This window comes from Mesorhizobium sp. P2_F8 (genome assembly GCF_056403655.1).
Genome location: NZ_JBFUFB010000032.1, coordinates 1 through 24,369 on the forward strand (window position 1 = coordinate 1; position 24,369 = coordinate 24,369).

At 58.6% G+C, this 24,369-nt stretch carries 24 protein-coding genes and 3 pseudogenes; 16 read left to right on the forward strand and 11 right to left on the reverse strand.

The window, feature by feature from the left end; all coding sequences use genetic code 11:
* From AC1DZP_RS33975 to AC1DZP_RS33985, 3 genes and pseudogenes are all read left to right on the forward strand, one after another.
* Window positions 1-236, forward strand: a pseudogene (locus tag AC1DZP_RS33975) (hypothetical protein); the annotation flags it as partial.
* Between the two features lie 12 nt (window positions 237-248).
* On the forward strand, window positions 249-662 hold the full coding sequence (locus tag AC1DZP_RS33980; RefSeq protein ID WP_477291407.1) for a phage holin family protein: 414 nt from the start codon (window positions 249-251) through the stop codon (window positions 660-662).
* Complete coding sequence (locus tag AC1DZP_RS33985) at window positions 643-1,317, forward strand: hypothetical protein (RefSeq protein WP_477291405.1); 675 nt, start codon at window positions 643-645, stop codon at window positions 1,315-1,317. The genes AC1DZP_RS33980 and AC1DZP_RS33985 overlap by 20 nt, the downstream gene beginning before the upstream one ends.
* Before the next feature lie 302 nt (window positions 1,318-1,619).
* Here AC1DZP_RS33985 and AC1DZP_RS33990 read toward each other — a convergent pair whose 3' ends face one another.
* Window positions 1,620-2,510 carry a DUF72 domain-containing protein gene (locus AC1DZP_RS33990; RefSeq protein WP_477308480.1) on the reverse strand — a complete coding sequence of 297 codons (891 nt, stop codon included), beginning with the start codon at window positions 2,508-2,510 and terminating at the stop codon, window positions 1,620-1,622.
* A 146-nt stretch (window positions 2,511-2,656) separates the two neighbouring features.
* Between AC1DZP_RS33990 and AC1DZP_RS33995 the strand changes: the two are divergent.
* Window positions 2,657-2,884 (forward strand): annotated as a pseudogene (locus AC1DZP_RS33995) (hypothetical protein); the annotation flags it as partial.
* A 172-nt stretch (window positions 2,885-3,056) separates the two neighbouring features.
* On the opposite strand, the gene AC1DZP_RS34000 reads toward AC1DZP_RS33995, so the two are convergent.
* Together AC1DZP_RS34000 and AC1DZP_RS34005 are read right to left on the reverse strand one after the other, a co-directional pair.
* Window positions 3,057-3,446 carry a LolA family protein gene (locus AC1DZP_RS34000; RefSeq protein WP_477308482.1) on the reverse strand — a complete coding sequence of 130 codons (390 nt, stop codon included), beginning with the start codon at window positions 3,444-3,446 and terminating at the stop codon, window positions 3,057-3,059.
* Window positions 3,447-3,484: 38 nt separating this feature from the next.
* Entirely contained in the window at window positions 3,485-4,489 is a 1,005-nt protein-coding gene (locus AC1DZP_RS34005; RefSeq protein ID WP_477308484.1) for a L,D-transpeptidase family protein, read from the reverse strand.
* A gap of 299 nt (window positions 4,490-4,788) precedes the next feature.
* Here AC1DZP_RS34005 and ligD point away from each other — a divergent pair, with 299 nt between their 5' ends.
* From ligD to AC1DZP_RS34040, 7 genes are all read left to right on the forward strand, one after another.
* Window positions 4,789-7,437, forward strand: a complete 2,649-nt coding sequence (gene ligD / locus AC1DZP_RS34010) for a DNA ligase D (RefSeq protein WP_477308512.1) — start codon at window positions 4,789-4,791, stop codon at window positions 7,435-7,437.
* Window positions 7,434-8,453, forward strand: a complete 1,020-nt coding sequence (locus tag AC1DZP_RS34015; RefSeq protein ID WP_477308486.1) for an ATP-dependent DNA ligase — start codon at window positions 7,434-7,436, stop codon at window positions 8,451-8,453. Before ligD ends, AC1DZP_RS34015 begins: the two co-directional genes overlap by 4 nt.
* Window positions 8,454-8,861: 408 nt before the next feature.
* Entirely contained in the window at window positions 8,862-9,077 is a 216-nt protein-coding gene (locus AC1DZP_RS34020; RefSeq protein ID WP_184873603.1) for a hypothetical protein, read from the forward strand.
* A gap of 720 nt (window positions 9,078-9,797) precedes the next feature.
* On the forward strand, window positions 9,798-10,253 hold the full coding sequence (locus tag AC1DZP_RS34025; RefSeq protein WP_477308488.1) for a hypothetical protein: 456 nt from the start codon (window positions 9,798-9,800) through the stop codon (window positions 10,251-10,253).
* On the forward strand, window positions 10,250-11,470 hold the full coding sequence (locus AC1DZP_RS34030) for an Nramp family divalent metal transporter (protein ID WP_477308490.1): 1,221 nt from the start codon (window positions 10,250-10,252) through the stop codon (window positions 11,468-11,470). The genes AC1DZP_RS34025 and AC1DZP_RS34030 overlap by 4 nt, the downstream gene beginning before the upstream one ends.
* Window positions 11,470-11,829: a hypothetical protein gene (locus tag AC1DZP_RS34035; RefSeq protein WP_477308492.1), complete on the forward strand. Its 360-nt coding sequence runs from the start codon at window positions 11,470-11,472 to the stop codon at window positions 11,827-11,829. Before AC1DZP_RS34030 ends, AC1DZP_RS34035 begins: the two co-directional genes overlap by 1 nt.
* A gap of 2 nt (window positions 11,830-11,831) precedes the next feature.
* Window positions 11,832-13,109, forward strand: a complete 1,278-nt coding sequence (locus AC1DZP_RS34040) for a c-type cytochrome (protein ID WP_477308494.1) — start codon at window positions 11,832-11,834, stop codon at window positions 13,107-13,109.
* Between the two features lie 55 nt (window positions 13,110-13,164).
* Here the strand turns inward: AC1DZP_RS34040 and AC1DZP_RS34045 are convergent, their stop codons facing one another.
* From AC1DZP_RS34045 to AC1DZP_RS34080, 8 genes and pseudogenes are all read right to left on the reverse strand, one after another.
* Complete coding sequence (locus AC1DZP_RS34045; protein ID WP_477308496.1) at window positions 13,165-13,581, reverse strand: c-type cytochrome; 417 nt, start codon at window positions 13,579-13,581, stop codon at window positions 13,165-13,167.
* A complete protein-coding gene (locus AC1DZP_RS34050; protein ID WP_477308498.1) occupies window positions 13,574-14,446 on the reverse strand; it encodes a cytochrome c oxidase assembly protein in 873 nt (290 codons plus the stop codon). The genes AC1DZP_RS34045 and AC1DZP_RS34050 overlap by 8 nt, the downstream gene beginning before the upstream one ends.
* The gene (locus tag AC1DZP_RS34055; protein ID WP_477308500.1) at window positions 14,434-14,742 is read right to left on the reverse strand and encodes a hypothetical protein; all 309 of its coding nucleotides are present in this window, start codon (window positions 14,740-14,742) and stop codon (window positions 14,434-14,436) included. The genes AC1DZP_RS34050 and AC1DZP_RS34055 overlap by 13 nt, the downstream gene beginning before the upstream one ends.
* On the reverse strand, window positions 14,739-15,341 hold the full coding sequence (locus AC1DZP_RS34060) for a cytochrome c oxidase subunit 3 (RefSeq protein WP_457154212.1): 603 nt from the start codon (window positions 15,339-15,341) through the stop codon (window positions 14,739-14,741). The genes AC1DZP_RS34055 and AC1DZP_RS34060 overlap by 4 nt, the downstream gene beginning before the upstream one ends.
* Entirely contained in the window at window positions 15,338-17,248 is a 1,911-nt protein-coding gene (gene ctaD, locus AC1DZP_RS34065) for a cytochrome c oxidase subunit I (RefSeq protein WP_477308502.1), read from the reverse strand. Before ctaD ends, AC1DZP_RS34060 begins: the two co-directional genes overlap by 4 nt.
* Window positions 17,245-18,237, reverse strand: a complete 993-nt coding sequence (gene coxB / locus AC1DZP_RS34070) for a cytochrome c oxidase subunit II (RefSeq protein WP_477308504.1) — start codon at window positions 18,235-18,237, stop codon at window positions 17,245-17,247. Before coxB ends, ctaD begins: the two co-directional genes overlap by 4 nt.
* The gene (locus tag AC1DZP_RS34075; protein ID WP_477291415.1) at window positions 18,234-18,797 is read right to left on the reverse strand and encodes a c-type cytochrome; all 564 of its coding nucleotides are present in this window, start codon (window positions 18,795-18,797) and stop codon (window positions 18,234-18,236) included. Before AC1DZP_RS34075 ends, coxB begins: the two co-directional genes overlap by 4 nt.
* Before the next feature lie 61 nt (window positions 18,798-18,858).
* A pseudogene (locus tag AC1DZP_RS34080) lies at window positions 18,859-19,752 on the reverse strand (molybdopterin dinucleotide binding domain-containing protein); the annotation flags it as partial.
* 918 nt (window positions 19,753-20,670) lie between these two features.
* Between AC1DZP_RS34080 and AC1DZP_RS34085 the strand changes: the two are divergent.
* From AC1DZP_RS34085 to istA, 5 genes are all read left to right on the forward strand, one after another.
* Window positions 20,671-21,276, forward strand: coding sequence for a cysteine hydrolase family protein (locus AC1DZP_RS34085; RefSeq protein WP_477308506.1), 606 nt, complete (start codon window positions 20,671-20,673; stop codon window positions 21,274-21,276).
* A gap of 265 nt (window positions 21,277-21,541) precedes the next feature.
* Window positions 21,542-21,820 carry a hypothetical protein gene (locus AC1DZP_RS34090; RefSeq protein WP_477308514.1) on the forward strand — a complete coding sequence of 93 codons (279 nt, stop codon included), beginning with the start codon at window positions 21,542-21,544 and terminating at the stop codon, window positions 21,818-21,820.
* 542 nt (window positions 21,821-22,362) lie between these two features.
* A complete protein-coding gene (locus AC1DZP_RS34095) occupies window positions 22,363-22,509 on the forward strand; it encodes a hypothetical protein (RefSeq protein WP_477308508.1) in 147 nt (48 codons plus the stop codon).
* Between the two features lie 851 nt (window positions 22,510-23,360).
* A complete protein-coding gene (locus AC1DZP_RS34100) occupies window positions 23,361-23,504 on the forward strand; it encodes a hypothetical protein (protein ID WP_477308510.1) in 144 nt (47 codons plus the stop codon).
* An 88-nt stretch (window positions 23,505-23,592) separates the two neighbouring features.
* Window positions 23,593-24,369, forward strand: a 777-nt coding sequence (istA, locus tag AC1DZP_RS34105; RefSeq protein WP_477308516.1) for an IS21 family transposase, incomplete at its 3' end; no start/stop codon positions are given.

The window sequence follows — 24,369 nt, forward strand, 5'->3', positions numbered from 1 at the left end:
CCGTTAAGGAGGCCGCTGACGGGATCGAAAAACAATCGCCTCAGGTCGCGAGCATGGTGCGCAGTGCGGCCGAAGGTGTGGAACGAATCTCCACCGACCTCCGAGATCGAAACGTCGGCGAACTACTCGACTCCGTTACGAAATTCGCGCAGCGCCAACCTGCAGCGTTCTTTGGGGTGGGGATCCTCGCCGGCGTGATGCTTACCCGCATCATGCGCAGCTCGGATCGTTCCTGAGAGGCTTGCAAAATGGATGATGGTATCGATCGCCGGCCATTCAGCAGCATCGTCAACGAGGCGCTTGAAAAATTCGCCTCGTTGATGCGGTTGGATGTGCGCCTGCTTAAGGCGGAAATGAAGAGTAAGACGTCGACAATCGTCTCGTCCGGCGCCTGTGGGATAGCGGCCGTTGCCCTGTTTATTCTGGCGTCGTTCGCCATGGTCCAATTCCTGATCCTGGTGATCATCCATCTTGGCATCAGCGCCATATTGGCCTGCCTGATTGTTGGCGTCGTCTTGTTTGCCGGCGGCTTGCTTTCCCTTTACCTGGCGAAGCGGGCGCTTATCGGATGGACCATCACTCCTATTGAGACCGTAAACCAGGTGCGCAGCGATCTGGCAGCATTGAAGCAGGGGATCCGCTATGGCACCACGCAACGATGATCTCGGCGTGATTATGGCGCAGAGCCGGGTCGAACGTCAGGCCCTGTTCGGGCCGGTCAGTGAAATAAGCCGCCGCGTGCAGCCCAGGCATTTGGTCGACGTGACCACGCGGTTGGCCAAGGACAAAGTTGCCGGGGTCGTGGGTGGCGTCTCAGATGCCATCAAAGAAAACGGTGGCGCGGTGGCTGCGTTAGCACTTGGCGCGGTGGCGGTATTTGATGCGGGCAGAAGAAGCGCTGACGGCCGCACACCGCCGACGAAACCCAATGGATTCCCTTGGGCGAGCGAAACACACGTGGGACGGAAAGGCCGGGGCGGTGAGCCCATTCCGAAGGTGCAACCCTCGCGACAGGCCGTCACCAATGCTGCTCGGACCAAGATGCTCGCTGGTTCAGTTGGAGGGTTGTTGATTGGCCATGTGATTGGCCGGTCTTTTGATGCAACCGCAACAGAACGTAAGCTGTTCGGGAAAACGTCGGGCGAAGTCCAGGAAGTAGCCTCCGAATTTGTCAATCAGCATTTGCATGGCGCAAAGCTTGTGGCGGCGCAGGCTTTTGGTTTTGCAAGATACTCCGCCGCCTTCCTGGCGATAATGGCGACAGTGAGCGACTTTTTCGGCTGCTCTGAGGGTAGCAGCGATCCGCCCATTCAATGATCGGTAGCCGCTCTGACCGTTTCTGGCGTCACGGTAAACTAGCCTAGGCGGTTTACCAGCCACTTGGCGGCAAAGTCGGGCGACGTGCTGACCGTCAGCTTGGGCATTTTCGTCAGCGACGTCTTTGCCAGCAAGGATTTCCATACGGGTGCCGGGATTCGAAGGGCGACGTATCTAAATCCCAAACGCGCGCGTCCGCAATATGAGGTGCCTGCTGTGCCTGAGGGGTGAACAGTTGGTGTCGGAGATCGCGACGGAAGCTACGTGGCCATGGTGCCGATAGGCCGTACATGGTCTGAGGGTCATTCCTCCAGCAAGCGCCGCATCGACAGGGCATTCTCTGGCGCAAAGCCCTCGTAGTCGTTGTTGAAATAAACCCAAGCTCTTCTTGCTCCACTGGAGCGGATCTTGTCAGCCCATCCGCTTAGCTCGTCTCTGGTGTAATCATGCCGGTACCAGCGCTCGGGACCGTGGAGCCGCAGGTAGACATCCTCCGCTGTACGCACCAGGACATCCGGAAGACGAGGGCCACTGCATGAGCAAAAGATTGTGCCTGTCTTCCGAAAGGCCGAGTATACTGTCTCGTTCCACCAACTGGCGTGACGAAACTCCACCACATTGCGCCGGGCCGGGTCGAGTTGGCCGAGAATGTCGTGCAGTCTTGCCTTTGTGAAATGGTAACTGGGCGGGAGCTGGAATAGAAAGCAGCCCATTCTCTCACCGAGGATATCGGCTATTATTCCAAAATCCATTACGAGGGTTTTGGTTCCCTCGAACCTCTTGATGTGGGTAATCAGCTCACAGACCTTTACCGTATAGACGAAACTGCTTTTTGCGGGTTGCCGAAGCCAGCTTTTTACATTTGTGACGGTTGGCCATGAATAAAAGGATGCGTTAATTTCGACAGTATCGAATCGTTTCGCGTAGTGATTGAACCACTCGCTTGTGGGCAGATCCGTCGGATAAAACTGTCCCCGCCATTTCCAGTAAAACCATCCCGAGCACCCGACATAGGCAGATGCCTGCAAACACGACTCGGTATCACGCTTTGCTATTGCCCCGGCCAATCGGGCGGAATGCATCTTGTCGGCACGCCCAACGTTTTCAATTCGCTGCCTCTCTCTGCGCAGCCTACGTCGCTCACGGCGCTGATCGGGCCCAAGTGCTTTTCGTTTGATGGCTTCCGAACCCATGACATTACCCTTTCCGCCTTAACGTGGGCACGACCGGATGGCTCCGTTCAAATTGGCTAAAGTGGCGCGGGGCGGACCGCTGCGACCAGGGGACGGATCCAAGTACAAGTCTGGTGTCGATGCGATAGGCCRCCCTAAACGCGTGCGCCGGCGCCGCGTTCAAGAAATCTGATACGAAGCTCAATGAGCTTTGCGATCGAATCTCGCCAGAAGGACGGCGCGGAAGCCAAGAAACCTCTCGTTCAAGCACAGCGGATTGGGACAAATTTCGATCCTGGCTGTGTCCAGCGGTATCGGGCGAGAAGTATCGAACCACCAAATTCAACGCGACTTCGTTGAGGGGTTGTTCTCCCGGTTTGCCGCGTAGTCGATAGTTAAGGTTTCCCTCAGCAACGCGAAGGCTATGCTTCACGTTGAAGATTGTTACTTGGTCAAACCCTTTTCGAGATAAGATTCCACTTGCGTAAGTCGATCTTTTTCTTATCTCTATCATAGAAATATTCGAATTATTCCCGAAAGATGATTTGTCGGATATTTTAATGATTATCAGATCGCCTTCTTTTCTGATGCTTTTGTGACGGCCGCCAGACAGATCGATCCTATTGTAGAGTAGTGGCTTAGCTTGAGTGGCGTCTTCGAGAGTGAATAAAGCCGCGAGGTTTTAAGTTTCTTATTATGAACGACTACCGATTTGCCGTTGGCGATTACGCTGATCCCCGATTGGCCGGCATAGTTGAATCGGATTTTGCCCGGCCGTTGGAGAAACAACCTGCCACTTGTCCGTTCCGCCTTCGGGCCGGACTGAACGAAGTCCCCAGACATGGATTGTATTGAGGAGAAGTGATCGGCGATCGCCTGCGCGTCCACCGGTGCGGCCGGAGGCGCAGTGGTAAAGCCTAGATTTGTCGCGGCGGCGCTGACAATGAAGAACACCATCGAAGTAGTCTCTTCTCCAAGTTCACGTAGCGGCGCGGCTACTGGAATTCCTCGTTGACCGACTCCACCATTTCATCTTTGAAGATAACCTTTGTGCCCTTTTGCACCTCAGAGGCGAGGTCTTCAGCATCCCAATTGGTCAGTCTGATGCAACCATGTGAGAAGGTCTTTCCAATCTTGCCTGGCTCGGGAGTACCGTGAATGCCGTAGCTTTCGATGGACAAATCGATCCACACCGATCCCACCGGATTATTTGGCCCGGCAGCTATGGTGAATGGGCGGTTGGTCTTAACCCCCTTGAAGGCGAAGTCAGGATCGTAATGATAGGTCGGGTTGTGCACCACGCGTTTGACTTCTGCGTGGCCGCTCGGCGCCGGCTTCTCTTGGCTCCCGATCGAAGCGGGGTACACTGCAAGCACTTTGTCGGAAGGGTCGAGCAGGCGAACCTGGCGAGCGCTCTTGTCGACCTCCACTCTGCCAATAGCCGCGGGAGGATCGCCTCGGTCGACAGCTGGCACCAGCAACTTTGCGCCGGCCACCCTGAAGCCAATGCCGGGATTGAGCCTTTCGAGCAGCTGTTCGCTGGTATGGAAGCGCTCAGCCATCTTTTCCAGCGCATTGTGATAGCCAAGCCTAGGGAGGCGAGCCATTCTTTCCATGCGAGCCGGAATTCGCTTGGTAAACGGTCCACGCACATCCTTGCGCGTCAGCTCGTAGGTCACAAGGGCCGGGTTTGAAGATGTTGCGGCGAGCTTGTTCCAAGTCTCCCGTGTGAGCTTGCCATCGGAGGGCAATCCGTTCGCCGCCTGAAATGCCCGGATCGCCTTCTCGAAGTTCTCTGCTCCGCGGCCGTCGATCAAGCCCGGCGAAAACCGCGCGCGATCCAAAAGGATTTGCGCCTTCAGTACGATCGGATTGACGCCCTTCGCTTCGCCGTCGTCGAATTGGGCATTGTTGACGGCGGCTCGGTCCAACTTCGCCGCTTCTGTCCTGCCGCATGCGAGGGCCAGCACGGCGGCTGCGACAAGAACGGGCCTGATCATCGATGTCACTCCTGCAGCTGCACGATAAGAACTGCTTCTATGACGCGGCACGGGACATCTGGTTCCATTCCCTGGAGCTAATGCAAGTCCCCACGCGAGCCGGGCACGGACCTACCGGCATTGCGAAGGTTTGATCTCCACTGGGCTGCTCAGTACCGACGCGGAACTCGCTGTTCGAGATGGGGGGATCGCAATTGTTAAGTCGAAGCTTTTGCTGCTGTCCGATTCCAGCGTTGGCCGAACCAAATCTCGTCCGCGGCGTTGAGACTCGTGTTGCGTCATCAGCCGGGGCATTTCCCATGACAAAAGGCGAGCTTTCCACCTATAGGGCGAAGCGGGATTTCACCAAGACGGAAGAACCCAGCGGCGAAAGCACGATCGCGAAATTTAACCGGCTTCGATTTGTCATTCAGAAGCACGCGGCCACGCGGCTGCACTACGATCTTCGTCTTGAGCTTGATGGTGTGTTCAAGTCGTGGGCCGTTACGAAGGGACCGTCGCTGGATCCTCACGACAAACGTCTCGCAGTCGAGGTGGAAGACCATCCGCTAGACTATGGCGACTTCGAAGGCACCATCCCCAAGGGCCAATATGGCGGCGGCACCGTGCAGCTGTGGGACCGGGGATACTGGGAGCCGGAAGGCTCTATGTCAGCTGGACAGGCTTTGGAAAAAGGCGATCTTAAGTTCACGCTCGACGGGAAGCGCCTGCACGGAAGTTTTGTCCTTGTGCGCATGAAGCACGATCGCAATGGAGGCAAACGCACCAACTGGCTGCTGATCAAGCATCGCGACAAATACGCGGTGGACGGCAATGGCGACGCGGTGCTGGCACAGGACCGATCTATCGCTTCCGGGCGGAGCATGGATAAGATTGCTGCGGGCAAAGGAGCCGGACCGAAGCCGTTCATGATGCAAGGGTCATCGGCGGCCGATGCGGACGCCGTGTGGGACAGCAATCGCGGCCATGCTGCTGACGAACGCGCCATCAAAGCGTCAAAGCCATCTCCGCGCCCCAAACGAGCTTCTCGTGCGTCGGGGACGAAAATGCCCGACTTCATCGCACCGCAGCTGTGCCAGACGCTCTCCCGGCCGCCGGCCGGAGCGAATTGGGTGCATGAAATCAAGTTCGACGGCTACCGAGTCCAGCTGCGCGTCGAGGATAACGCCATCACATTGAAGACAAGAAAAGGCCTGAATTGGACGGACAAATTTGGCGCCATCGCAAAGGAGGCGGGCAGCCTTCCCGATGTCATCATCGATGGCGAGATTGTCGCGCTCGGCGAGAATGGCGCCCCCGATTTTGCCGCTCTGCAAGCTGCATTATCCGAGCGCCGAACAAACGATCTCATCTTCTTTGCCTTTGATCTGTTATTCGCCTACGGCGTTGATCTGCGAACGCTGCCTCTCTTGGAACGTAAGGAGCAGCTGAGCGCGATGCTCGGTAAGGTCGATCGCGGCGAGGAAAACCTTATCCGCTATGTCGAGCACTTCACCAATGGCGGCGATGCAGTGCTGCGGTCCGCCTGTCGTCTGTCGCTTGAAGGCATTATCTCCAAAAAGGCTCATGCAGCCTATGTCTCGGGCAGGACCGACACCTGGGCAAAATCGAAATGCCGCGCCGGACATGAGGTCGTCATCGGCGGCTGGGCCACCACCAATGGCAAATTCCGATCGCTGCTGGTCGGCGTCAATCGGGGCAAGCATTTCGCTTACATCGGCCGTGTTGGAACCGGATACAGCGAGGCAAAGGTCAAGCAACTGCTGCCAAGGCTCAAGGAGATGCAGGCGGTCAAGTCGCCTTTCACTGGCGATGGCGCGCCAAAAAAGGATGCAACCGTCTTTTGGACAAAGCCCGAACTGGTTGCGGAAATCGAATTCGCCGGCTGGACGGGCGGCGGCAATGTCAGGCAGGCCGCCTTCAAGGGCTTGCGCGAAGACAAGCCCGCGAAAGAGGTTGAGGCCGAGCGACCCGCCGATCCTCAAGAGACGCAGATTGCCGAACCCGGCAAGGCAACTGCCCGGAGTGCGAAAAGCCCGGTCGTCCTGGGCGTCATCATTTCCAAGCCTGACAAGCCGCTGTGGCCGAATGCCGGCGACGGTGGTCAGCCGGTCACCAAGCTCGATCTTGCAGAGTACTTTGAGGCCATTGGCCCCTGGATGATCAAACATCTCAAGGGTCGCCCCTGTTCGCTTGTCCGAGCCCCTAATGGCTACGCCGGCGAGCAGTTCTTCCAGCGCCACGCAATGCCAGGCACATCCAATCTGCTGGAACTGGTGAAAGTCTTCGGCGACCACAAGCCGTATCTGCAGATCGACCGCGTTGAAGGCCTGGCTGCGATCGCCCAGATTGGCGGCCTGGAATTGCATCCCTGGAATTGCCAGCCGGGCAATCCCGAGAAACCCGGGCGACTTGTCTTCGACCTAGACCCTGGTCCCGAAGTCTCCTTTGCCGAGGTAGTAGCCGCAGCGAAGGAAATGCGCGATCGTCTTGAAGATCTGGGATTGGTGAGCTTTTGCAAGACGACGGGCGGCAAGGGCCTGCACGTAGTCACCCCATTGGCCGCCCAGCGCAACAAAACGACCTGGCCAGAGGCCAAGGCCTTCGCGAAGGCGGTGTGCATGCAAATGGCGGCGGACCTGCCGGACCTCTACCTCATCAACATGGCCAAGAAGCTGCGGACGTCTCGGATCTTTCTCGATTACCTCCGCAATGATCGCATGGCGACGGCCGTCGCTCCGCTGTCACCGCGTGCTAGGGAAGGAGCGACTGTCTCCATGCCGCTGACATGGGGCCAGGTGAAGGCGGATCTCGACCCAAAAAAATACACGGTCCGAACCGTTCCGAGCCTGTTGAAGAAGACCGTCGCCTGGGCCGACTACGACGATGGCGAAAGGTCGATCAGCAGCGCCATCAAACGGCTGGGTTCTGCAAAGCTCGCCGCATGACATCTGAAGGGGAAAAACCGTCATTTGCCGTCCCATTGGACACGAAACCAATGGAGGCAAAGGCTGCAGACAAACTGCCTGATAGCGCTAACCAATGGCAGTACGAACCTAAATGGGATGGGTTCCGTTGCCTGGCCTTCAAAGCCAGAGATACGGTGGAGTTGCGAGCAAAATCCGGCAAGCCGCTCGGCAGATATTTTCCGGAAGTCGTCTCGATGTTGCGTGAGCTGAAAGCCAGGGAATTCGTCGTCGATGGCGAGATCGTTATCGAAGTCGATGGCTCACTTTCTTTCGACGCGCTCCAGATGCGATTGCATCCAGCGGAAAGCAGGATCCGGAAACTGTCGGCTGAAACCCCGGCCAAGCTGATCCTGTTTGATATGCTGGCCAGTCCGGATGCCAGCCTGATGCATCATCCGCTGTCTGCGCGGCGCCAGGTGCTGGATGCGTTCGTAAAGTCAGCGGGACATACCGATCTTGAATTGTCGCGTTGTACTCGGGATTTGGCGACGGCAACGAAGTGGCTTGGCGAATCCGGTCGCGGATCAACGGACGGCGTTGTCGCCAAGCTTCTCGACGACGAATATCGGCCCGGCGAGCGCGCCATGGTCAAGGTCAAACGGCTGCGCACAGCTGATTGCGTGGTCGGTGGCTTCCGCTATCTGGCGAACGCGCGCGAGGTCGGTTCGTTGTTGCTTGGGCTCTACAACGACCAGGGCAAGCTCGACCATGTGGGATTTACGTCGACCATCGCGCAGGAGGATCGATCAGAGCTGACCCAACAACTCGAAGCCTTGCGTTCGCCTCCGGGCTTTAGCGGCAAAGCGCCGGGCGGACCGAGCCGTTGGAGCACGGAGAGGAGCGGAGATTGGGAGCCATTGACGCCCCGACTGGTAGTGGAAGTCCGGTTCGATCACGTCACCGGCGACCGCTTCCGGCACGGTACCAAGTTCATGCGGTGGCGCCCTGACAAGGCTCCGGAACAGTGTACGTTCGCCCAGATATTGAAAACATGAGGCATTCGCCATCGGGGCACTCACCGCTGCGCACCTGATCACCGCTCATCGCAATGCTCGCTTTGGTGGATCACGGTTCTTCGTCAGAGTTAGGGACAGGAAGTTCGTTGGTTATTCTCCCGGTCTGTCGGTCGGATGAGGTGTGCCACCGGCCGCGCATGGCTTTGTCTGGCAGGGAAAGGTTCTGCCAGAGGGATTTTGTTCTTAGGAGACGCACCTGCCGTCTTAGGGTTGGGTGGCGATTGATCCTCGCCGCTGCCGTTCAGGCCTTTACGTTCTATCTTGGAGCCGGCTCTCTCCGGCTCCCTGACAATAGCTGGCCAACGACCCGCCCTGGGGAATGTTCCATCTCGAGCGGAACTAGCACTGCCGGGAGCGGTTACCGTTGATCACACGGAGCACAAAGGCATGTCTGACAACGAAAACCGTCGCGAAACCGGGGCAACAAAATATCCGGCAAAGACCGGCGCCGACCCTTCGGATGCTTTCTCTCAGGACGCGGCCGGAAACAAGAAGCCCAAGAATGGCGCTGGACTGACGCGCCCCGTCAATGAGGTGGACGACAAGACCCACCAGTCAGACGGGCAGAACCCATCCGACCACGTAAAGAGTTCCAGGCCATGAAAGGTCGACAATCTTTGGCTTGAAGGTCTGATGATGGCGGTCGCGTCGATCAACTATGTGAGGGAGCCCGCATTTTCATCTACCTCCGTGCTTGCTCAGCAGCGCGACATTTTGACTCTCTTTGGGAGGGTCAGAGCAGCGGAGCAAGGTCGATAGTTCCCAAGGTCTTATCGTGATGGCTTGCGGAGCATCATGAAAACGCGCCGCCCTGAAAGAAGCAAAAATGAGGTCAGCGACCTTCACGCGGACGCGGTCCGTGCCTGCGGATTAACAAGCGTCATCTGATTGGCCTGGCAGGCAAATTTGCGAGAGCGGCGGAACCTTCCGGCCCCAGCAACTTTACTTCACTGAGAGGGACAAATGAGGCCAATGCAATAGGCCTCGGCTATCACACGAGGTTGGTGTCAGCGTGGGAAGGACATGCAATGGACCTCTTCGCATTTCTTCACGACGTGGCCTCTCTCCGAAATGACGGACTTCACCCCGAACTTCTGCGTCTTTTCAGACAACGGGCCGCTTTGTCGGGGCCAACCGTTGGGAAGTTGCAGTCCCGTGGGCCACTCAGTGGAGAGCAGGCCGGTCCCAATCCTTGCCGGATGTCAAATCAGCGCTTGCCTAAAGATGTGATCCGCTTTCCTAGGAAAGCGAAATCCACAGTCCGGGGTCTCTGATGCCTCTGATCATCTTCAGATACACGTCGGACGGAACGACGTCGGCACCATGCAGCCAATGCTAGCCATTATTAAGAACGAAGTCTGTCCGCTTTGCCGCTCATCCCTGTTGGCGACCATGCTTGCTTTGGCCGCGTGCTCGTCTTCGGAGTCCATCGAGCACCAATCAAAGATCGCGACGTCGGCGTCGCAGACGGCAGCCATGGTCGTCGACGCGTGGGCCGCCGGCGCCGTCCCTTCACAATATACATCGGCCACATTGGAATCGACAGCCGAAACGCTTGCTAAGGCAAGTCGGCAGATGCAGTCCGAGGATTCTCCTGAATCTCCCGAGAGGCACGATGTGATCGCGGCAATAGGTCGGCTGTCGGCTGCGGCAACGCACGTCCAAGCAGGGGTGGTGGCTGGCAACCCCCGGCAGGTGACCCAAGCGCTGCAGGAACTTCGGACGGCTGCGACCGATCTCGCCGCCGCCGATGCCCAATATTCCCCGCCGAAATCATGAAAAAGCTGCTTGAAATCTCGCTTGGTATCGTGACCAGCGTTGGCGGCTTCCTCGAGGTCGGGTCGATGGCGACGGCCGCGCAAGCTGGCGCGACTTTCGGCTTCCGGCTGATCTGGGCAATCCTCCTTGGCACGATCTGCATCATCTTTCTTGTCGAGATGGCCGGTCGATTCGCCGCCGTCAGCGGCCATACGATCGCCGACGGAATCCGCGAGAGGTTTGGCTTCAATGCCTTCCTGTGGCCGTTGTTGGTCACCTTACTGGTCAACCTCATGGTGATGTCGGCCGAGATCGGCGGCGTTGCCATCGCGGCGGAACTTGCGACTGGGATCGGCTTTCAATGGTGGGCGCTGCCAGTAGCGTTCCTGGCGTGGCTGTTTCTATGGAAAGGAACTTTCGGATTCATCGAGAAGGGCGTGGCGATCCTTGGTCTTGTCACACTCTGCTTCGTGGTCGCGGCGGTGATGTTGAAACCGGATTGGGGACAGGTTGCCGCTGGGGCGATGCCCAGTCTGCCGGAGTATGACGCGGCGAACTACTGGTTCATGACCGTCAGTATTCTGGGCGCGTCGATATCACCCTACCTCTTTATGTTCTATTCTTCGGGCGCCGTAGAGGATCACTGGGACAAAACCTATCTCGGCACCAATCGCGCCATTGCGGGGATGGGCATGAGTTTCGGTGRCACGATCTCGGTCAGCGTGCTGATCGTGGCCGCGCTGGTACTCGGCGCGCACGGCATAAACCAAGTCAACGATTACCACCAACTGCCGCTGATGCTGACCCCGATATTTGGTTTTTGGGGGTTTGTCCTGTTCGTTGCCTCGCTCGCGATAGCCTGCTTCGGTGCCGCACTCGAAATCGGGCTGCAGCAGGCATATCTCGTAGCGCAAGGCTTCGGATGGAATTGGGGCGAGGACCTAAAACCGCGCGATGATCCCGCCTTCTGTGGTGTGTATACGCTGTCGTTACTGCTTGCCGCGATCCCGATCGGGCTCGGCCTCGACCCGCTGAAGCTAACCATCTTCTCCATGGCGGTGACGGCGGCCAGCCTGCCGCTGACCGTGGTGCCCTTCCTTTTCCTGCTCAATGACGAGCGTTATGTCGGCGAGCATCGCAACGGCATGGTTTCCAACGCCGCGGTGATCTTCATCATCGCGCTCGGTTTCGTCCTTGCCGTTGTCAGCATTCCCTTGCAACTGTTCGGAGGTTCGTGATGGATTTGCTGCGCGATCTGCTGGACAAACAGGTCGTTGACCGTAAGCAGGTTAAGATCGGTAAGGTCGACGGATTGGTCGCCGAGGTGAGGGCAGACGTGCCGCCCAGGATCGTCGCAGTCGAGCTCGGGTCGATCACGCTGGCGCGCCGCCTTGGTACACGACCGGGACGCTGGATGACATGGCTTGCGGCAACGCTTGGCGGCGAGCGCCATGCCGAGCCGCACCGTATAGCGTGGGAAAAGGTGCGCGATATCGGCGTCGACATCGAAGTCGACATTGACGTGCGTAGGACCGCGATCTTCGATTGGCAGGACTGGCTGCGCGACCGCGTCATCGGCCGCATCCCGGGAGCTTGACGATGGGCACCGTCAACCTCGAACATCTTGCCGGCCGGCGGGTGCTTTCGCTGCGCGGCAAAAGCGTCGGTCGCATAGAAGAGATAGTCGCGGAGCGTCACGGTGACGATATTGTCGTCACCGAATTCCACGTCGGCATTTTCGCTGCTTTCGAGCGGCTCTCTGCCTCGGCGATAGGCATAACGATGCTGGACTTCTTTCGCCTGCGCCATCGCGATTGCCTGTACCGCATTCCCTGGGACAAGCTGGACATTTCCGATCCACTCCGACCTCGGTTGCGATGCACTCTAGAGCAACTTTCTTTTATGAAGGCCGGAGGTCAAAGCAAGCGCGAGCGGCAGTCGCCTGACAGCTTGCGGAAGGTCAGGGCGCGCACTGTGTGGAAACTTGCTCTTGGCGTTTTGCTGTGTGCAGCCGGGGGTGGCGCGGTCTCGTGGTACATGACCGAGGCGACGCCTCCGTTTGCGGATCGGCAAATTGAAGGCCCGGGCGATGTCGCGCATGGTGAGATCGTCTTCAATGCCGGAGATTGCGGTTCATGTCATGCTACACCTGGACAGCCCGACCGGCTGAGGCTTGGCGGTGGTATGGCGYTCGCTTCACCATTCGGGACCTTTCGGCCTCCCAACATTTCCCCCGATCCCGTCGATGGTATCGGCGCATGGAGCGTCACCGACCTGGCAAATGCGCTCATCGGCGGCGTTTCGCCAAGGCATGAACATTACTATCCCGCTTTTCCCTTTACGAGCTTTACGGGTATGACGGCCGGGGACATTAGGGATCTTAGTGCCTATCTCAAGACGCTTCCCAAGGTAGCGGGACGTGCGCCGCCGCATAGTCCCGCGATCCTGTTCAGCATAAGGGGGTCGGTCGGGATTTGGAAAATGATGTTCTTTCGCGAAGGCTCAACCTCTGCGCATCTCGACGGAGACCCCGTGCATGATCGCGGTGCCTATCTCGTCGAGACCGTCGCACACTGCTCCGAGTGCCATTCCACCCGCAACGCTTTTGGCGCAATCAAACCGGACATTCGCTTTGCCGGTGGTATCGATCCGCAAGGTACGGGATTTGTGCCAAACATCACCCAGGACAAGTTGCGCGGATGGACCGAGAATGACATCGCCACGATGCTCAAAACGGGCGAGACTCCCGACCACGGTCGCGTGGGATCTTCCATGGCCGATGTCGTGGCCAATACGGCAATGCTGCCTGACAGCGACCGCCAGGCCATCGCACGTTATATCAAAGGTCTCGCACCGATTGCCACGCCACATCCTTGAAGCGATTCCAGGAAAAATGCGAAGTTCTTGTCCTGACGTCACAGCACATCAGAGGTCATTGGGCGTAGAGATACGCGGCAAGGTCTTTGGCTTCCTGTTGCGAGATGCGAGTTGCCGGCATCGCCGTCTGTGGGGAGAAGGTCCGGGGCGAAACAATCCATGCGATTAGGTTGTCGGAATTGTTTTCCAGCACGCCCGCAATATACACACGCTTTGACAGTCCGGTGAGCGGGGGACCGGTCTGGCCGTCCGCGCCCGGTATGCCGGCGATGGTGTGACAACCGGAGCAGCCGTAGCGGCGAAAGATTTCTGGAGCGCGTTCTGGATCGCCGCCGGTCATCGTTTTGGCTAGGGTCACCCGGGTGAGGTTGTCGCGCGTGATGTTGGCCGTGACAAAAGCGGCCGATGCCGCCAGAAGAAGAACAGCCGTCAAGGTGGCGCGGCCAGCGGGAGACGCAAGCAGATCAGGCATTTTGCGGCCTACTTTCGCTTGAGCCACGAATCCAAAGCGCCAGCATGGTCATTGCCGCTGCCGCATAGATCGTGCCAGCTGGCACCCACATGATCATGCCGGCCAATTGCTGGTCTTCCAAGGGCGTCAATCCCCAAGCCTTCGCGGCCTGGGTCTGCGCGAGATAAAGCACGCGTGGCGCGAGCGCCATCAAGGCGCCAAGAACGCCGGTATGGATCATGGTCGCGAACAGGTGCCAGGCTGAGGCGCCGTAATCGCTTCGCCAGACAATCGCCCACCAGAACAATATCGCTGTCGCAAAGAAGCTGAGATGCTGAAGGCGATGCAGGGCCGTGTTGGTCAAGGCCGCATCGAACAGCCCCGGCATGTGCCAGGCCCAGATGGCGACGCCATGGATGATGGTGGCGTTTGTGGCGCTCGTGCACCAGTCCCATGTCCCGCGTATCAGGGGTGAACGCATCAGTGACCCAGCGATGTGACGGGCTCGTCCGGCCAATCCCCACAGCAGGATACCAACCGGACGCGCGAGCACGATCAAGGGGGCCGAGATAGCCATGACGATCTCATGCTCGATCATATGAAAGGTAAAAAGGTGCTCTCCAAGCCAGTGAAGCGGCGAAATCAGTGCACCCGCCAGGGTTAGTATGCCGCCCCAGTACAGCAAGGCACGGATGAGCAAGCTCCGTCTGCTTCGCCAGCCCAGTTTCACGGTGCCAATGCCGTACAGCGCGGCAAGCATTGCAAGAGGCACGACGATCCAAGGATCAAATGTCCATGGAATTCCAGAACCATGGGCCTCATCCCAGTGCGCCATTGCCGGGGTGGCGATCATGAAAGAAATCGTGGCACCGATCAGCGCTGGCATGGGTCAAGCAGCATAGTGGCCGCCCCCTGCAACGACAGCGCAAAGACAAACGCCAGTGCGATCAGAAAACCTGTATCAAAGATAAACCGGGCTGGCTTGGCCAATCCCGCTGAAGTGGCCCATGCTGTAGCGAGGCTTGCAATCGAGACGACGAGAAGTATGCCGGAAGAGGCCGCCGTCCAGGAAACAGTCTGGCGGCAATCGATGTAGGGCGTGATTTGTCCAAGCTGAGTGCTGAGCGCCCAGGTCACAGGCGGTATAAGGAGTCCGGCGTATCGAAGCTTGACGTTGGTCATAGGCGTGGGACCCAATACAGGCAGGCATACATGGGCAACCAAGTCGCCACCACGAAGTTCCAGTACATCGCGTTGTCGCTGACGTCCCCGTAACGGCGCCCGTTGTCGCCATGGCGTGAAAACATGAGGCAGGTCAGCACCAGCGTCTCGACCAGATCAGTCACGATATGCGTGGTGTGCAGGCCGAGCATCACCCACACGATCGACCCGTAGGCGTTCTGATCCCACTTGATATGCATTGCCGGAAACTCGAACGCGCGCAGGATCAGCGGTACTAGGCCGAGCAGTGACATGACAATCAGGCCGATACGAACCTTCAACAAATCCTGGGCTCGCGCCCAGCGGGCGAGGAGGATGTTGGGGACAAGACTCGCCACCAGAAGAGCCGTCAGGGTCGTTCCGGCGAGCAGATCAGGTGGTGGGGCATCCAGGGGCCAGTGCTGTGCCAGACTCATGAGATAGAGATAGACGACGATCGAAAGAGCGAAGCCCGTCCCTTCAATGAGCATGAACGCGAGTGTTCCCCACCAGGAAACACTCGCCGTGCCGAGGCCATGGGGCGGAAGTTCCGTTAGGTCGAGAGCGACGCTTTTCTTCATGACTCGTCTTCCGACGTGCCCTTTGGCCAGAACCAGCCAATGAGTGCGATCGCGACTGGTAGCGAGCCCCACACAACCGCCCATGGGGTGAATATCGACCAGATCAGCGTCGCGGAGGTGGCAAGTGCTGCCCATAGTGGCCAGATCGAGTCCCCGGACGACGATTCCCGCGCTTCCGGACGCGCTTCGACGACGCTGCTGACCACCAGTTCACGACGGTCGACGCGCAGGCCCGAAACGACGGCTAGCGACTTTGGGTCGTCAGACAGGGGCTCGAGGCTGCCGACCACCGGCAGCCGGGCGAAGTTGTATGGCGGCGGCGGCGACGAGGTCGTCCACTCCAGCGTCGAGGCCTCCCACGGATTGGATGGCGCAACGGTACCTGACCGGGCACTGCGTATGGCGTCGACGAAAAACAAAAGGAAGCCGGCGGCAAGTATGATGGCGCTTAGGCTGATGAACATGTTCAGGCCGGACCATGGCATCTCGGGCTGGTAGGTGTAGATGCGGCGCGGCATACCGCGCAGCCCGAGAATATGCATGGGAAAAAAGGTCAGGTTGAAGCCGGCAAAGATCAGACCGAACACCCAGCGACCGAGTGTCTCGCTCATCATCCGGCCCGTCACCTTGGGAAACCAATAATAGATCGCGCCGAGCAGAGGAAACACAGCGCCACCGATCAGGACATAGTGAAAGTGCGCGACCACGAAATAGGTGTCGTGGACTTGTGTGTCGAACGGGACGGACGCCACCATCACGCCGGTGAGGCCGCCAATGACGAATATGACCATGAAGCCGATGACGAACAAGAACGGCGTCTTGAAGGTCGGCCTGCCTGCCCACATCGTCGCCAGCCAGCAAAATATCTGCAATCCCGCCGGGACCGCGATCGCCATGCTCGAGGCCGTGAAGAAGCTTTCTCCAAGCCGGGGAAGGCCGGCCACAAACATATGATGGACCCATAGTCCAAACGCCAGGATACCCGTAGCGATTAACGCCATCACCATCGCCAGATAGCCGAACACTGGTCGACGGGTGAACGTCGCGACGACGGTCGACACCATCCCGACTGCCGGCAGAAAAATGATGTAGACTTCCGGGTGGCCGAAGAACCAGAACAGGTGCTGCCACAGCAGGACGTCGCCGCCTGCGGCCGGATTGAAGAAATGTGTTTCGACAAGCCGGTCGAGGATAAGGGCGGTGCTCGCGATCATGATCGCCGGCATCGCCAGGATGACAAGAAACGACGTGACCAGCATCGACCAGACGAACAAGGGGATCCTGTCCAGGGACATTCCTGGCGCGCGTTGCTTGAAGACGGTAACTACGATCTCGACGGCGACGGCGAGCGCGGAGACTTCGGTGAAGGTTATCATCTGTGCCCAGATGTCGGCTCGCTTCCCGGCCGCATATTGGGGACCGGAGAGCGGGACATAGGCGAACCAACCGACATCCGGTCCCGTATCCAGCACAAAGGCGATCCACAACAGCAAACCGCCGGCGAGATACATCCAGTAGGAGAACGCGTTGAGGCGCGGGAAAGCGATGCTCCGTGTCCCCACCATCAAAGGTACGAGGTAGACGGCCATCGCCTGCATGACGGGCACGGCAAAGAGGAACATCATGTTCGTGCCGTGCATAGTAAAAATCTGGTTGTAACGATCGGGCCCTATGAAGCGGGCTTCGGGTCGTGCCAATTGCAACCGCATCAGCAACGACAGCAACCCGCCAAGCGCCAGGAAGACAAACGCCGTGGTAATATAGCGCCGGCCTATGATCTTATGATCGACCGTCGAAAGGCCACCCCACAGGCCTGGCCGTGTTGCCCACGTTACCGCGAGGCGCCGGTCTAGCTCGGCTTCGCCGAATGCCGTGTCACGGACGCCGCGGTCATCTTCGCGCGTCATTTCAGGCTCTCCATGTAAGCGGAGATATTCTGGAGCTCGATGCTGGTCAGCGCGACTATCGGCATGTTGTTTCCAGGCTTGAGCGTCTGCGGATCGGCAATCCAGGCCGCCAGTGAGCCGCGCGTGGTTTCCTGCAGCCCGGCGGCGATAGTCTGACGGCCGCCGATGTGTGTAAGGTCCGGCCCCGTCGTGCCGTTGGCCGATGTACCCCGGACCGTATGGCAGGCAGCGCACGGCTTAGCCAGGAAAGCTGCCTTCCCTGCCGCCGCGTCGGGATCAATTGGCTTCATCGCGTCATCTCGCTGCGACGCCGCCCAACGTTCGTAGTCCGCCGGCGCCTCTGCGATTACCATGATCGCCATATGGCTATGCTGCAGGCCGCAGAACTCGGCGCATTGACCCCGATAAACGCCGGACTTTTCGGCGCGCAGCAGCAAACTGTTGGACCGGCCCGGAACAAGATCCTGCTTTCCGGCGAGGCTAGGCACCCAAAACGAATGGATGACATCGGCGCTCTCGAGCAGGAGGTGAACATCCGCACCGACGGGGATGTGAATTTCGTTGGCAGTCTGAAAGCCGGGCTTTGCGTCGGTACCGGCATAGAAGACCTGCCACCACCATTGCTGTCCCTTGACCGTGATCGTAAGGGCGGCATTTTCCGGGACGCCGATATTCCGGGTAGTATAGAAACTTGCGATCGTCAGACCGGCGATGATGACTACGCTGGCAGCGACCGCGGCAATCACTGTCATTGTGAGCYGTGCCTCGGACTTCGCGCTGTCCGCGGCCGCGCGGCGGCCCCGCGCGAGTGCCAGGCCAAGCATGACCATTGCCAGGATCCAGACTACAGTACAGAGGATGACTGTTGCGATGATCAGGTGTTCGAGATGGATGGCAGGGCCACCGCGCGGATCGAGCGCCGACTGATTGCCACTGCAGCCCGACGCCACGGCAATGATCGCCGGAAGAAGGGCGTGGACCTTTCTCATGGCGAAGGTCCCTGGTCTGGGTGGACATTGACCGGCCCTTCGTTGAAGAGAATTATCGCCGGACCGCGATTCTCGGCCGGGCGGGTGTGTTTGTCATCGTTGCGGCTGGGCGCGGCTATCTTCGGCGTGTAGGAACCGATCGTCTGAAGATATCCTGCGAGTTGCCATATCTGCTCGATCGTCATCCTGTCACGAAAGGCAGGCATGCCGTGCGGGCGGCCGTCCCGGATGGAAGCGGCTAGGGAAACCATCTCAGGCCCGTAAAGCCACCAGCCGTCAAGGAAACTCGGCCCAACACCGCCACGACCGTCGCCGTGGCATGCTGGGCAGCCAAACCAGGCATAAAGACGCTTGCCTTGGCTCAGATTGTAAGCGTCCGTTTCATAAGGCTTGCCGCCCGCGAAATAACTCTCGGGTGGTGTTCCGCTGATGCCGTTGTGCATGAGGCGGAACCGGTCGAGGTCGGCAGCAACCGGCGGATCGAGGCGAAGTTCTCTCGGCTGCCGCAACAAGCCGAGCAGGCCGCCCACACCGACGAGCAGCAGAAGCGCGCCAGCCATCAGCGCCGACTTCGGGTTTCCGAAGGTCCTTTCTGTCAAGCGGTTCTCTGCCCCCATGGCATCAATCATGAGTTAAGTGCGATCGGCTAAGGCGGACTGGCAAAAGCTTGTATGACGGCGTCTTCGACTTCGGGTCGTGGTGAGCCAGGGGGAAGAGCGGGTTGGTTTCGGGAAAATACGCCCCGCAGCACCCCTCTGGAATGTTGTAGGAAACGACTCTCAATCCCGTGACCGTGCGCGCGGTAGCCTCATCGATCGCTGTTGTCAGATCAACAATTTCGCCGTCAGCGAATCCTAGGCGGGCAATATCCTCTGGGTTAAGGAATACGATGTTGCGCATGCCGTTCACTCCACGAAAACGGTCACTGTAGCCATAGATGGAAGTGTTGAACTGATCGTTGGAGCGAAGCGTCGCGAGATGAAGAACGTCGGCATTCTGCGACGTGGACAATTCCGGAAAAAGCCTATCTGGTGTAATGAAATTGGCTTTTCCGCTTTGCATTACCCATTTGCGTTCGCGCGCCGGCAGCGGTCGGGCAAACCCTCCCGGCTTGAAAAGCCGCTCGTTGAAATCCTTAAAGGTTTCAGGGTACGTCCCCTCGATGGCGTCTCGGATCTCCGCATAGTTGCCCACCCAGGCATCCCATGGAACCTTCGTTTTGCCCAGCGTGGCCTTGGCGATGCCGGCAACAATCGCAGGCTGCGACAAGAGTGCTGGGCTGGCGGGGTTCGTGTTGCCGCGCGAGCCGTGGATTGGGACAATGGAGCTCTCGATCGACACGGCCTGTGGACCTGTCGCTTGCTGATCGAGTTCGATACGGCCGAGGCAGGGGAGGAGGTAGGCGATCTCGCCATGGAAAACGTGACTGCGGTTGAGCTTCGTCGCAATCTGCACGCTCAGACGCAGTTTGCGCCATCCCACTTCCACAGCAGCGGTCTCGGGCACAGCTTTCAAACGGCCCTGATCCTCCAGGTTGTGATCTGGCCAGAGCTCCAGTTCGCTCAGCGTGTGTTTGGCGAAGAATGCGGGGTCGGCCCGTAGGGACGTGATTTCCCAAGGGGTCGCCTTCGCTCCGTTTTCGCAGAGTTCGAGCGGATGCGGCTGGGAGGGTTTTGCCCAGGCGCAACTGACACACATAGGTCCGCCGTACGGTTTGGTGGAGGCCGATCTTATCTTCGATGTCATTTCTGCCTCGTTTGCATATGCGAGACCTGATCTTTCTCACCCCTATCGGCGCGTTCGCGTGCGGGGCTTGGGCCGCGATATCCGTCGGACGCAAGAGGATTCGAGAACGTTCCGGAATTGTCCAGGTTACCGATCAGCCTGCCGAGCCCGATGTCATAGAACTTGGTATCGGCCCGACGGTTCCCACGAAGCACGCCGTGTTCGTTAGGGATCCCTGGCGATCGACGAGGTCAGATTTCTGGTCGGTCCCGAGTGTGAAGCGAAGCGGTAGACGCGCGCCTTGTGCGCCAACCCGAAGACGGTTCGCAGTTGACAATGATTTCTCGCCCACAGCTTGCATCCTTTAAGCCGAAGGAGTTGGATCGTCCGAGTGTCGGGACCTCACGCATGGCTGGGCCTGCAACAAGGGGCGGTGGATCACGCCAAAAGTGAAGCACTGACCGCCTCAAGTTTGTTGGGTAAGGTGCGTTCGGCGCCGGGTTATCTGTGTCTCCAAGAACGAATGCTCGCCCGATTCGCTTGGTGGCCAACTCAGGTGCTAGCGCCAACTAACGGAGGCTGAAATGGCAGAAGGCCATTCAGGCAACAGGTGGGACGGGTCTTGACCGCGAGGAAACGGCCCCGAGCGGTCAGTCGGCGCGCCGCCGAAGGATCGGAACATTCGCAGCGTGCCGAAGTTCCATCTGCATGTCGATGCATGGACTGGTATATGGCCCGCTAGGCGACCGATGCATGCATGTCTGTGTGGACATGCAGCGGCTGTTTGCCGAACCATCACCATGGGCCACGCCCTGGATCAGTCGTGTTCTCCCCCAGATAGAGCGTCTTGTCGCAAGGCGCGCGACGCAGACGGTTTTCACGCGCTTCCTACCTGCCCGGAAGCCGGGACAAGGCACCGGCACATGGAAACGTTATTATGAGCGGTGGGCCTCGATGACGATCGAAAACATAGGTCCCGAAATGGTCGAACTGTTGCCGACGCTCGCCGGATATTGTCCGCCGGCGACGACGATCGACAAGCATATCTACTCGCCTTGGCTCGAGGGTCACCTAAGAGCCTATCTGATGCAACAGAACGTCGACACGCTGGTCATCACAGGCGGGGAAACCGACGTGTGTGTTCTGGCCACGGTGCTCGGCGGGATCGATTTCGGCTATCGGGTGGTTCTCGTCACCGACGCGCTGTGCAGCTCTTCTGACGCGACACATGATGCACTGCTGACCGTCTATCACCAGCGCTTCGCGCAGCAGGTCGAGACGGTCGAGATGGAGACGGTTCTCTCAAGCTGGTGATCGGTAAGTTCTTCGTCGGAGTCGACTACGCGGACGAACCATTCTCCGCAGGCTTCGACTACCTCTACGCAAGGGCAAACCTGTGCCATTCGACGTCACGTTATCCATCGCAGCCTCCCTGGAAAGCAATGGGAAACGTCCTTTTTATCACGCCCTCCCGAAGCGATGTTCAATTTCAAAGAAGCCAGTAGGCGCTGGGAACCGAGTTCAGCTCATGACGTTTTTCCGGAAGGTCACGTTGGATGACCTAACGACGGAGGAAACAATGAACATCAAGATGCTCACGATGGGCGCTATGGCGCTTGCGATGATGACTGGTTCGGCTCTTGCTGGCAGTACATCCGCACTCGACGACCCGGCAAAGATGTCGCCGTTCTTCACCGATGCCGGCATGAAAACTTTGAAGACGGAAAAGGATTTCAAGGCCACATGGATGGCAATGAAACCCGACGAACAGAAGGCGGTGTTGAAGGACTGCGGCGATACCACGCTCAACAAGTCGCACGCAGATTTCTGCACAATGGCGAAGAAGATGGGCGGCTGAATTGGGGCCTGTTCCCCGCCTTCGAGTTGATTGATTGTGGCCGGCGGCGCCCTTGAGGTTGACTCTAAACGCCGGCCGGGTTGGGCTTCCGCAATCGCATGTCGGAAGCCCAACCTAAGCGCTCCCGTCCGTGGCGCTTTCCTCACCGATCATCCGGACGGGCAGATAGGCATTCGTTTCCAGCCACTCGATCTGGATGAGATCTGAATTGCCGATTCCATCAGATGTCTTCCGTCGGCGGCTCGCAGGGGCACGCCAGCGACGTTCGGGATTAGCGACGTTCGGGATTCAAGGCGGCGCGGCGAAGGATGATTGTGGATCAGCGCGCGATATGTCTGCGATATACGATGCGACGCTCTTAAGGCGCGCGGAGGTCATCGCAGGTAGAGTAAAGGCAGGGAGTACGCAAAATGCTTATATCCATTTCAATTCGCATCTAGATTGCAAGCGGGTTGCAAGCTGGTTGCAAGAACGGTGTAGCTCTAATCGCATGGTGTCGACTGGGCGCGGTGAGAAGTGCAACGCCGCGATTGCCGGGGCAGATGACGCCCGAACAGGCGCGACAGGCATTTGTCAGCTTTGCCGCGATCGCTGGGCTGCTGGCCAAATCCGATTTTTCACCACTGCATCACATCGCCAAGGTCCTGTTAATCACTGCCCGATCTCTTGCCGCGTGCGACCTTGCTTAATCGCGGATCGCATGCGGACCCTCCTAAGAGGGTCGACACGGCTGACGAAGTCGGCATCTGTAGCGGTCCCCGACTTCGTCCAGAGGTGCTAATATAACGGATGGTCGACGGAACAATTTTCCGGAGCTGTCGTTTATTGCATCGGCCGGATCACCCAAGCGCATATTCCGACCGGCCAGGCCTGTGTCAAAAGGCCCGCCGCTGTGCCCTTTGCGGCGGGCTTTTTCGTCAGAATCCTACGGCGGCCCTTGAGGGAACATTGGAACATTGGCGGTCTTGAAAAGTTGATTTATTGCTTCGGATGCCGCTGCCGGCTCCGTCGCAAGGCTGGGGGGCAAACATCCGCCCAGGCCCGCGCCATCTGGTCCCGTACCATGGCGAGCCGAGAACTTGGCAGCGACGTGGCTTTTTGGCCCTCTTCGTCCTTGAAGGGCGTCGTCCCCAGAACGGCGTTCGTGGTGTACCAACTGTGTAGGACATGACGCCGCTCAAATGCATTCCGCTAAGCATAGGCGATTACGCTTAAGACTCGTCAAGAGGTCGCTAATCTTACGGTGGCCGTGCGGACGTGGGTCTTTAGGGCCGGCGCTAGCAGGGCTTTTCTCGCGATGGCCGGTGCTGCTTATAACCTCGTCACCGGCCGTTTCTTCGCAAACTACTAGCGGCCCAGCGGCCAAGGGCGGGGGGTGGGTGGCGACCACCGGGCCTAACCGGCGCGGGGTTGGGGTTCGCCGGCTGGCGAATTATACGCCGTTCCGGCTTAGTCGACCATATCTCGCAGCCGCCTTTTGCGGGTCGGAGCTTGGTAATGACGCTTCTTCAAGGAATCGCTTCGGCACGACGCCGAACGGTTGGCTTTCGACGAAAAGAAGAAGGCCGGCGACCTAAGGCACACGCTGGACCTGCACGATGAAGCCCAGGCAAAACTGGAATCCGATCTGGACAACAAGCTCGCTGCGGGAGCGCGCTTAGTGTTGATTGCCACTGAGAACTGACCCGGCAACACAGGATATTTCCATCGAGAATTGACCCATGTTTGAACCTTGCCCTGCGTTTTTCAGCGGGGGCTACGGAGTGATCGACATGGCATTACTGAGCGTGATCCGACGCTGGCATTTTCGAGAGCATCTATCGATCCGTGAGATTAGCCGTAGGACCGGCCTGTCGCGGAATACCGTGCGCAAATACCTGCGTGTGGATGGGGTGGAGCCGAAGTTCAAGGTTCCGGAGCGGCCGAGCAAACTTGATCCGTTTACTGACCGATTGTCGGCCTGGCTGAGGACGGAAGCCAAAAAGAACCGCAAACAGAAACGCACGATGAAGCAGTTGCATGCCGACCTGCTCAGCCTTGGCTATGAAGGTTCCTATGGTCGTGTTGCTGCTTTTGCTCGGGAGTGGAAGGCGGATCTGCAGAGGGAATTACAGACGACAGGGCGCGGGACATTCGTGCCGCTTGCGTTCGATCCGGGGGAAGCATTCCAGTTCGACTGGTCGGAAGACTGGGCGATCATCGGCAATGAACGCACCAAGTTGCAGGTGGCTCATACGAAGCTCAGCTACAGCCGAGCCTTTATCGTCCGGGCCTATCTGTTGCAGACGCACGAGATGCTGTTCGACGCGCACAATCACGCTTTCCGTGTCTTTGGCGGCGTTCCCCGGCGCGGCATCTACGACAATATGCGGACAGCGATCGAYAAGGTCGGSCGYGGCAAGGAGCGCGACGTCAATGTCCGCTTCATGGCAATGGCCAGCCACTATCTCTTCGAGCCTGAGTTCTGCAATCCCGCGTCCGGCTGGGAGAAGGGACAGGTCGAGAAGAACGTGCAGGATGCGCGTCACCGGCTCTGGCAGCCCATTCCA

Coding starts and splice junctions, on each gene's coding strand:
- AC1DZP_RS33980 (WP_477291407.1), top strand. CDS start 249: ATGGATGATGGTATCGATCGCCGGCCATTCAGCAGCATCGTCAACGAG.
- AC1DZP_RS33985 (WP_477291405.1), top strand. CDS start 643: ATGGCACCACGCAACGATGATCTCGGCGTGATTATGGCGCAGAGCCGG.
- AC1DZP_RS33990 (WP_477308480.1), bottom strand. CDS start 2,510: ATGGGTTCGGAAGCCATCAAACGAAAAGCACTTGGGCCCGATCAGCGC.
- AC1DZP_RS34000 (WP_477308482.1), bottom strand. CDS start 3,446: ATGGTGTTCTTCATTGTCAGCGCCGCCGCGACAAATCTAGGCTTTACC.
- AC1DZP_RS34005 (WP_477308484.1), bottom strand. CDS start 4,489: ATGATCAGGCCCGTTCTTGTCGCAGCCGCCGTGCTGGCCCTCGCATGC.
- ligD (WP_477308512.1), top strand. CDS start 4,789: ATGACAAAAGGCGAGCTTTCCACCTATAGGGCGAAGCGGGATTTCACC.
- AC1DZP_RS34015 (WP_477308486.1), top strand. CDS start 7,434: ATGACATCTGAAGGGGAAAAACCGTCATTTGCCGTCCCATTGGACACG.
- AC1DZP_RS34020 (WP_184873603.1), top strand. CDS start 8,862: ATGTCTGACAACGAAAACCGTCGCGAAACCGGGGCAACAAAATATCCG.
- AC1DZP_RS34025 (WP_477308488.1), top strand. CDS start 9,798: ATGCAGCCAATGCTAGCCATTATTAAGAACGAAGTCTGTCCGCTTTGC.
- AC1DZP_RS34035 (WP_477308492.1), top strand. CDS start 11,470: ATGGATTTGCTGCGCGATCTGCTGGACAAACAGGTCGTTGACCGTAAG.
- AC1DZP_RS34045 (WP_477308496.1), bottom strand. CDS start 13,581: ATGCCTGATCTGCTTGCGTCTCCCGCTGGCCGCGCCACCTTGACGGCT.
- AC1DZP_RS34050 (WP_477308498.1), bottom strand. CDS start 14,446: ATGCCAGCGCTGATCGGTGCCACGATTTCTTTCATGATCGCCACCCCG.
- AC1DZP_RS34055 (WP_477308500.1), bottom strand. CDS start 14,742: ATGACCAACGTCAAGCTTCGATACGCCGGACTCCTTATACCGCCTGTG.
- AC1DZP_RS34060 (WP_457154212.1), bottom strand. CDS start 15,341: ATGAAGAAAAGCGTCGCTCTCGACCTAACGGAACTTCCGCCCCATGGC.
- ctaD (WP_477308502.1), bottom strand. CDS start 17,248: ATGACGCGCGAAGATGACCGCGGCGTCCGTGACACGGCATTCGGCGAA.
- AC1DZP_RS34075 (WP_477291415.1), bottom strand. CDS start 18,797: ATGGCTGGCGCGCTTCTGCTGCTCGTCGGTGTGGGCGGCCTGCTCGGC.
- AC1DZP_RS34085 (WP_477308506.1), top strand. CDS start 20,671: ATGTCGATGCATGGACTGGTATATGGCCCGCTAGGCGACCGATGCATG.
- AC1DZP_RS34090 (WP_477308514.1), top strand. CDS start 21,542: ATGAACATCAAGATGCTCACGATGGGCGCTATGGCGCTTGCGATGATG.
- AC1DZP_RS34095 (WP_477308508.1), top strand. CDS start 22,363: ATGACGCCCGAACAGGCGCGACAGGCATTTGTCAGCTTTGCCGCGATC.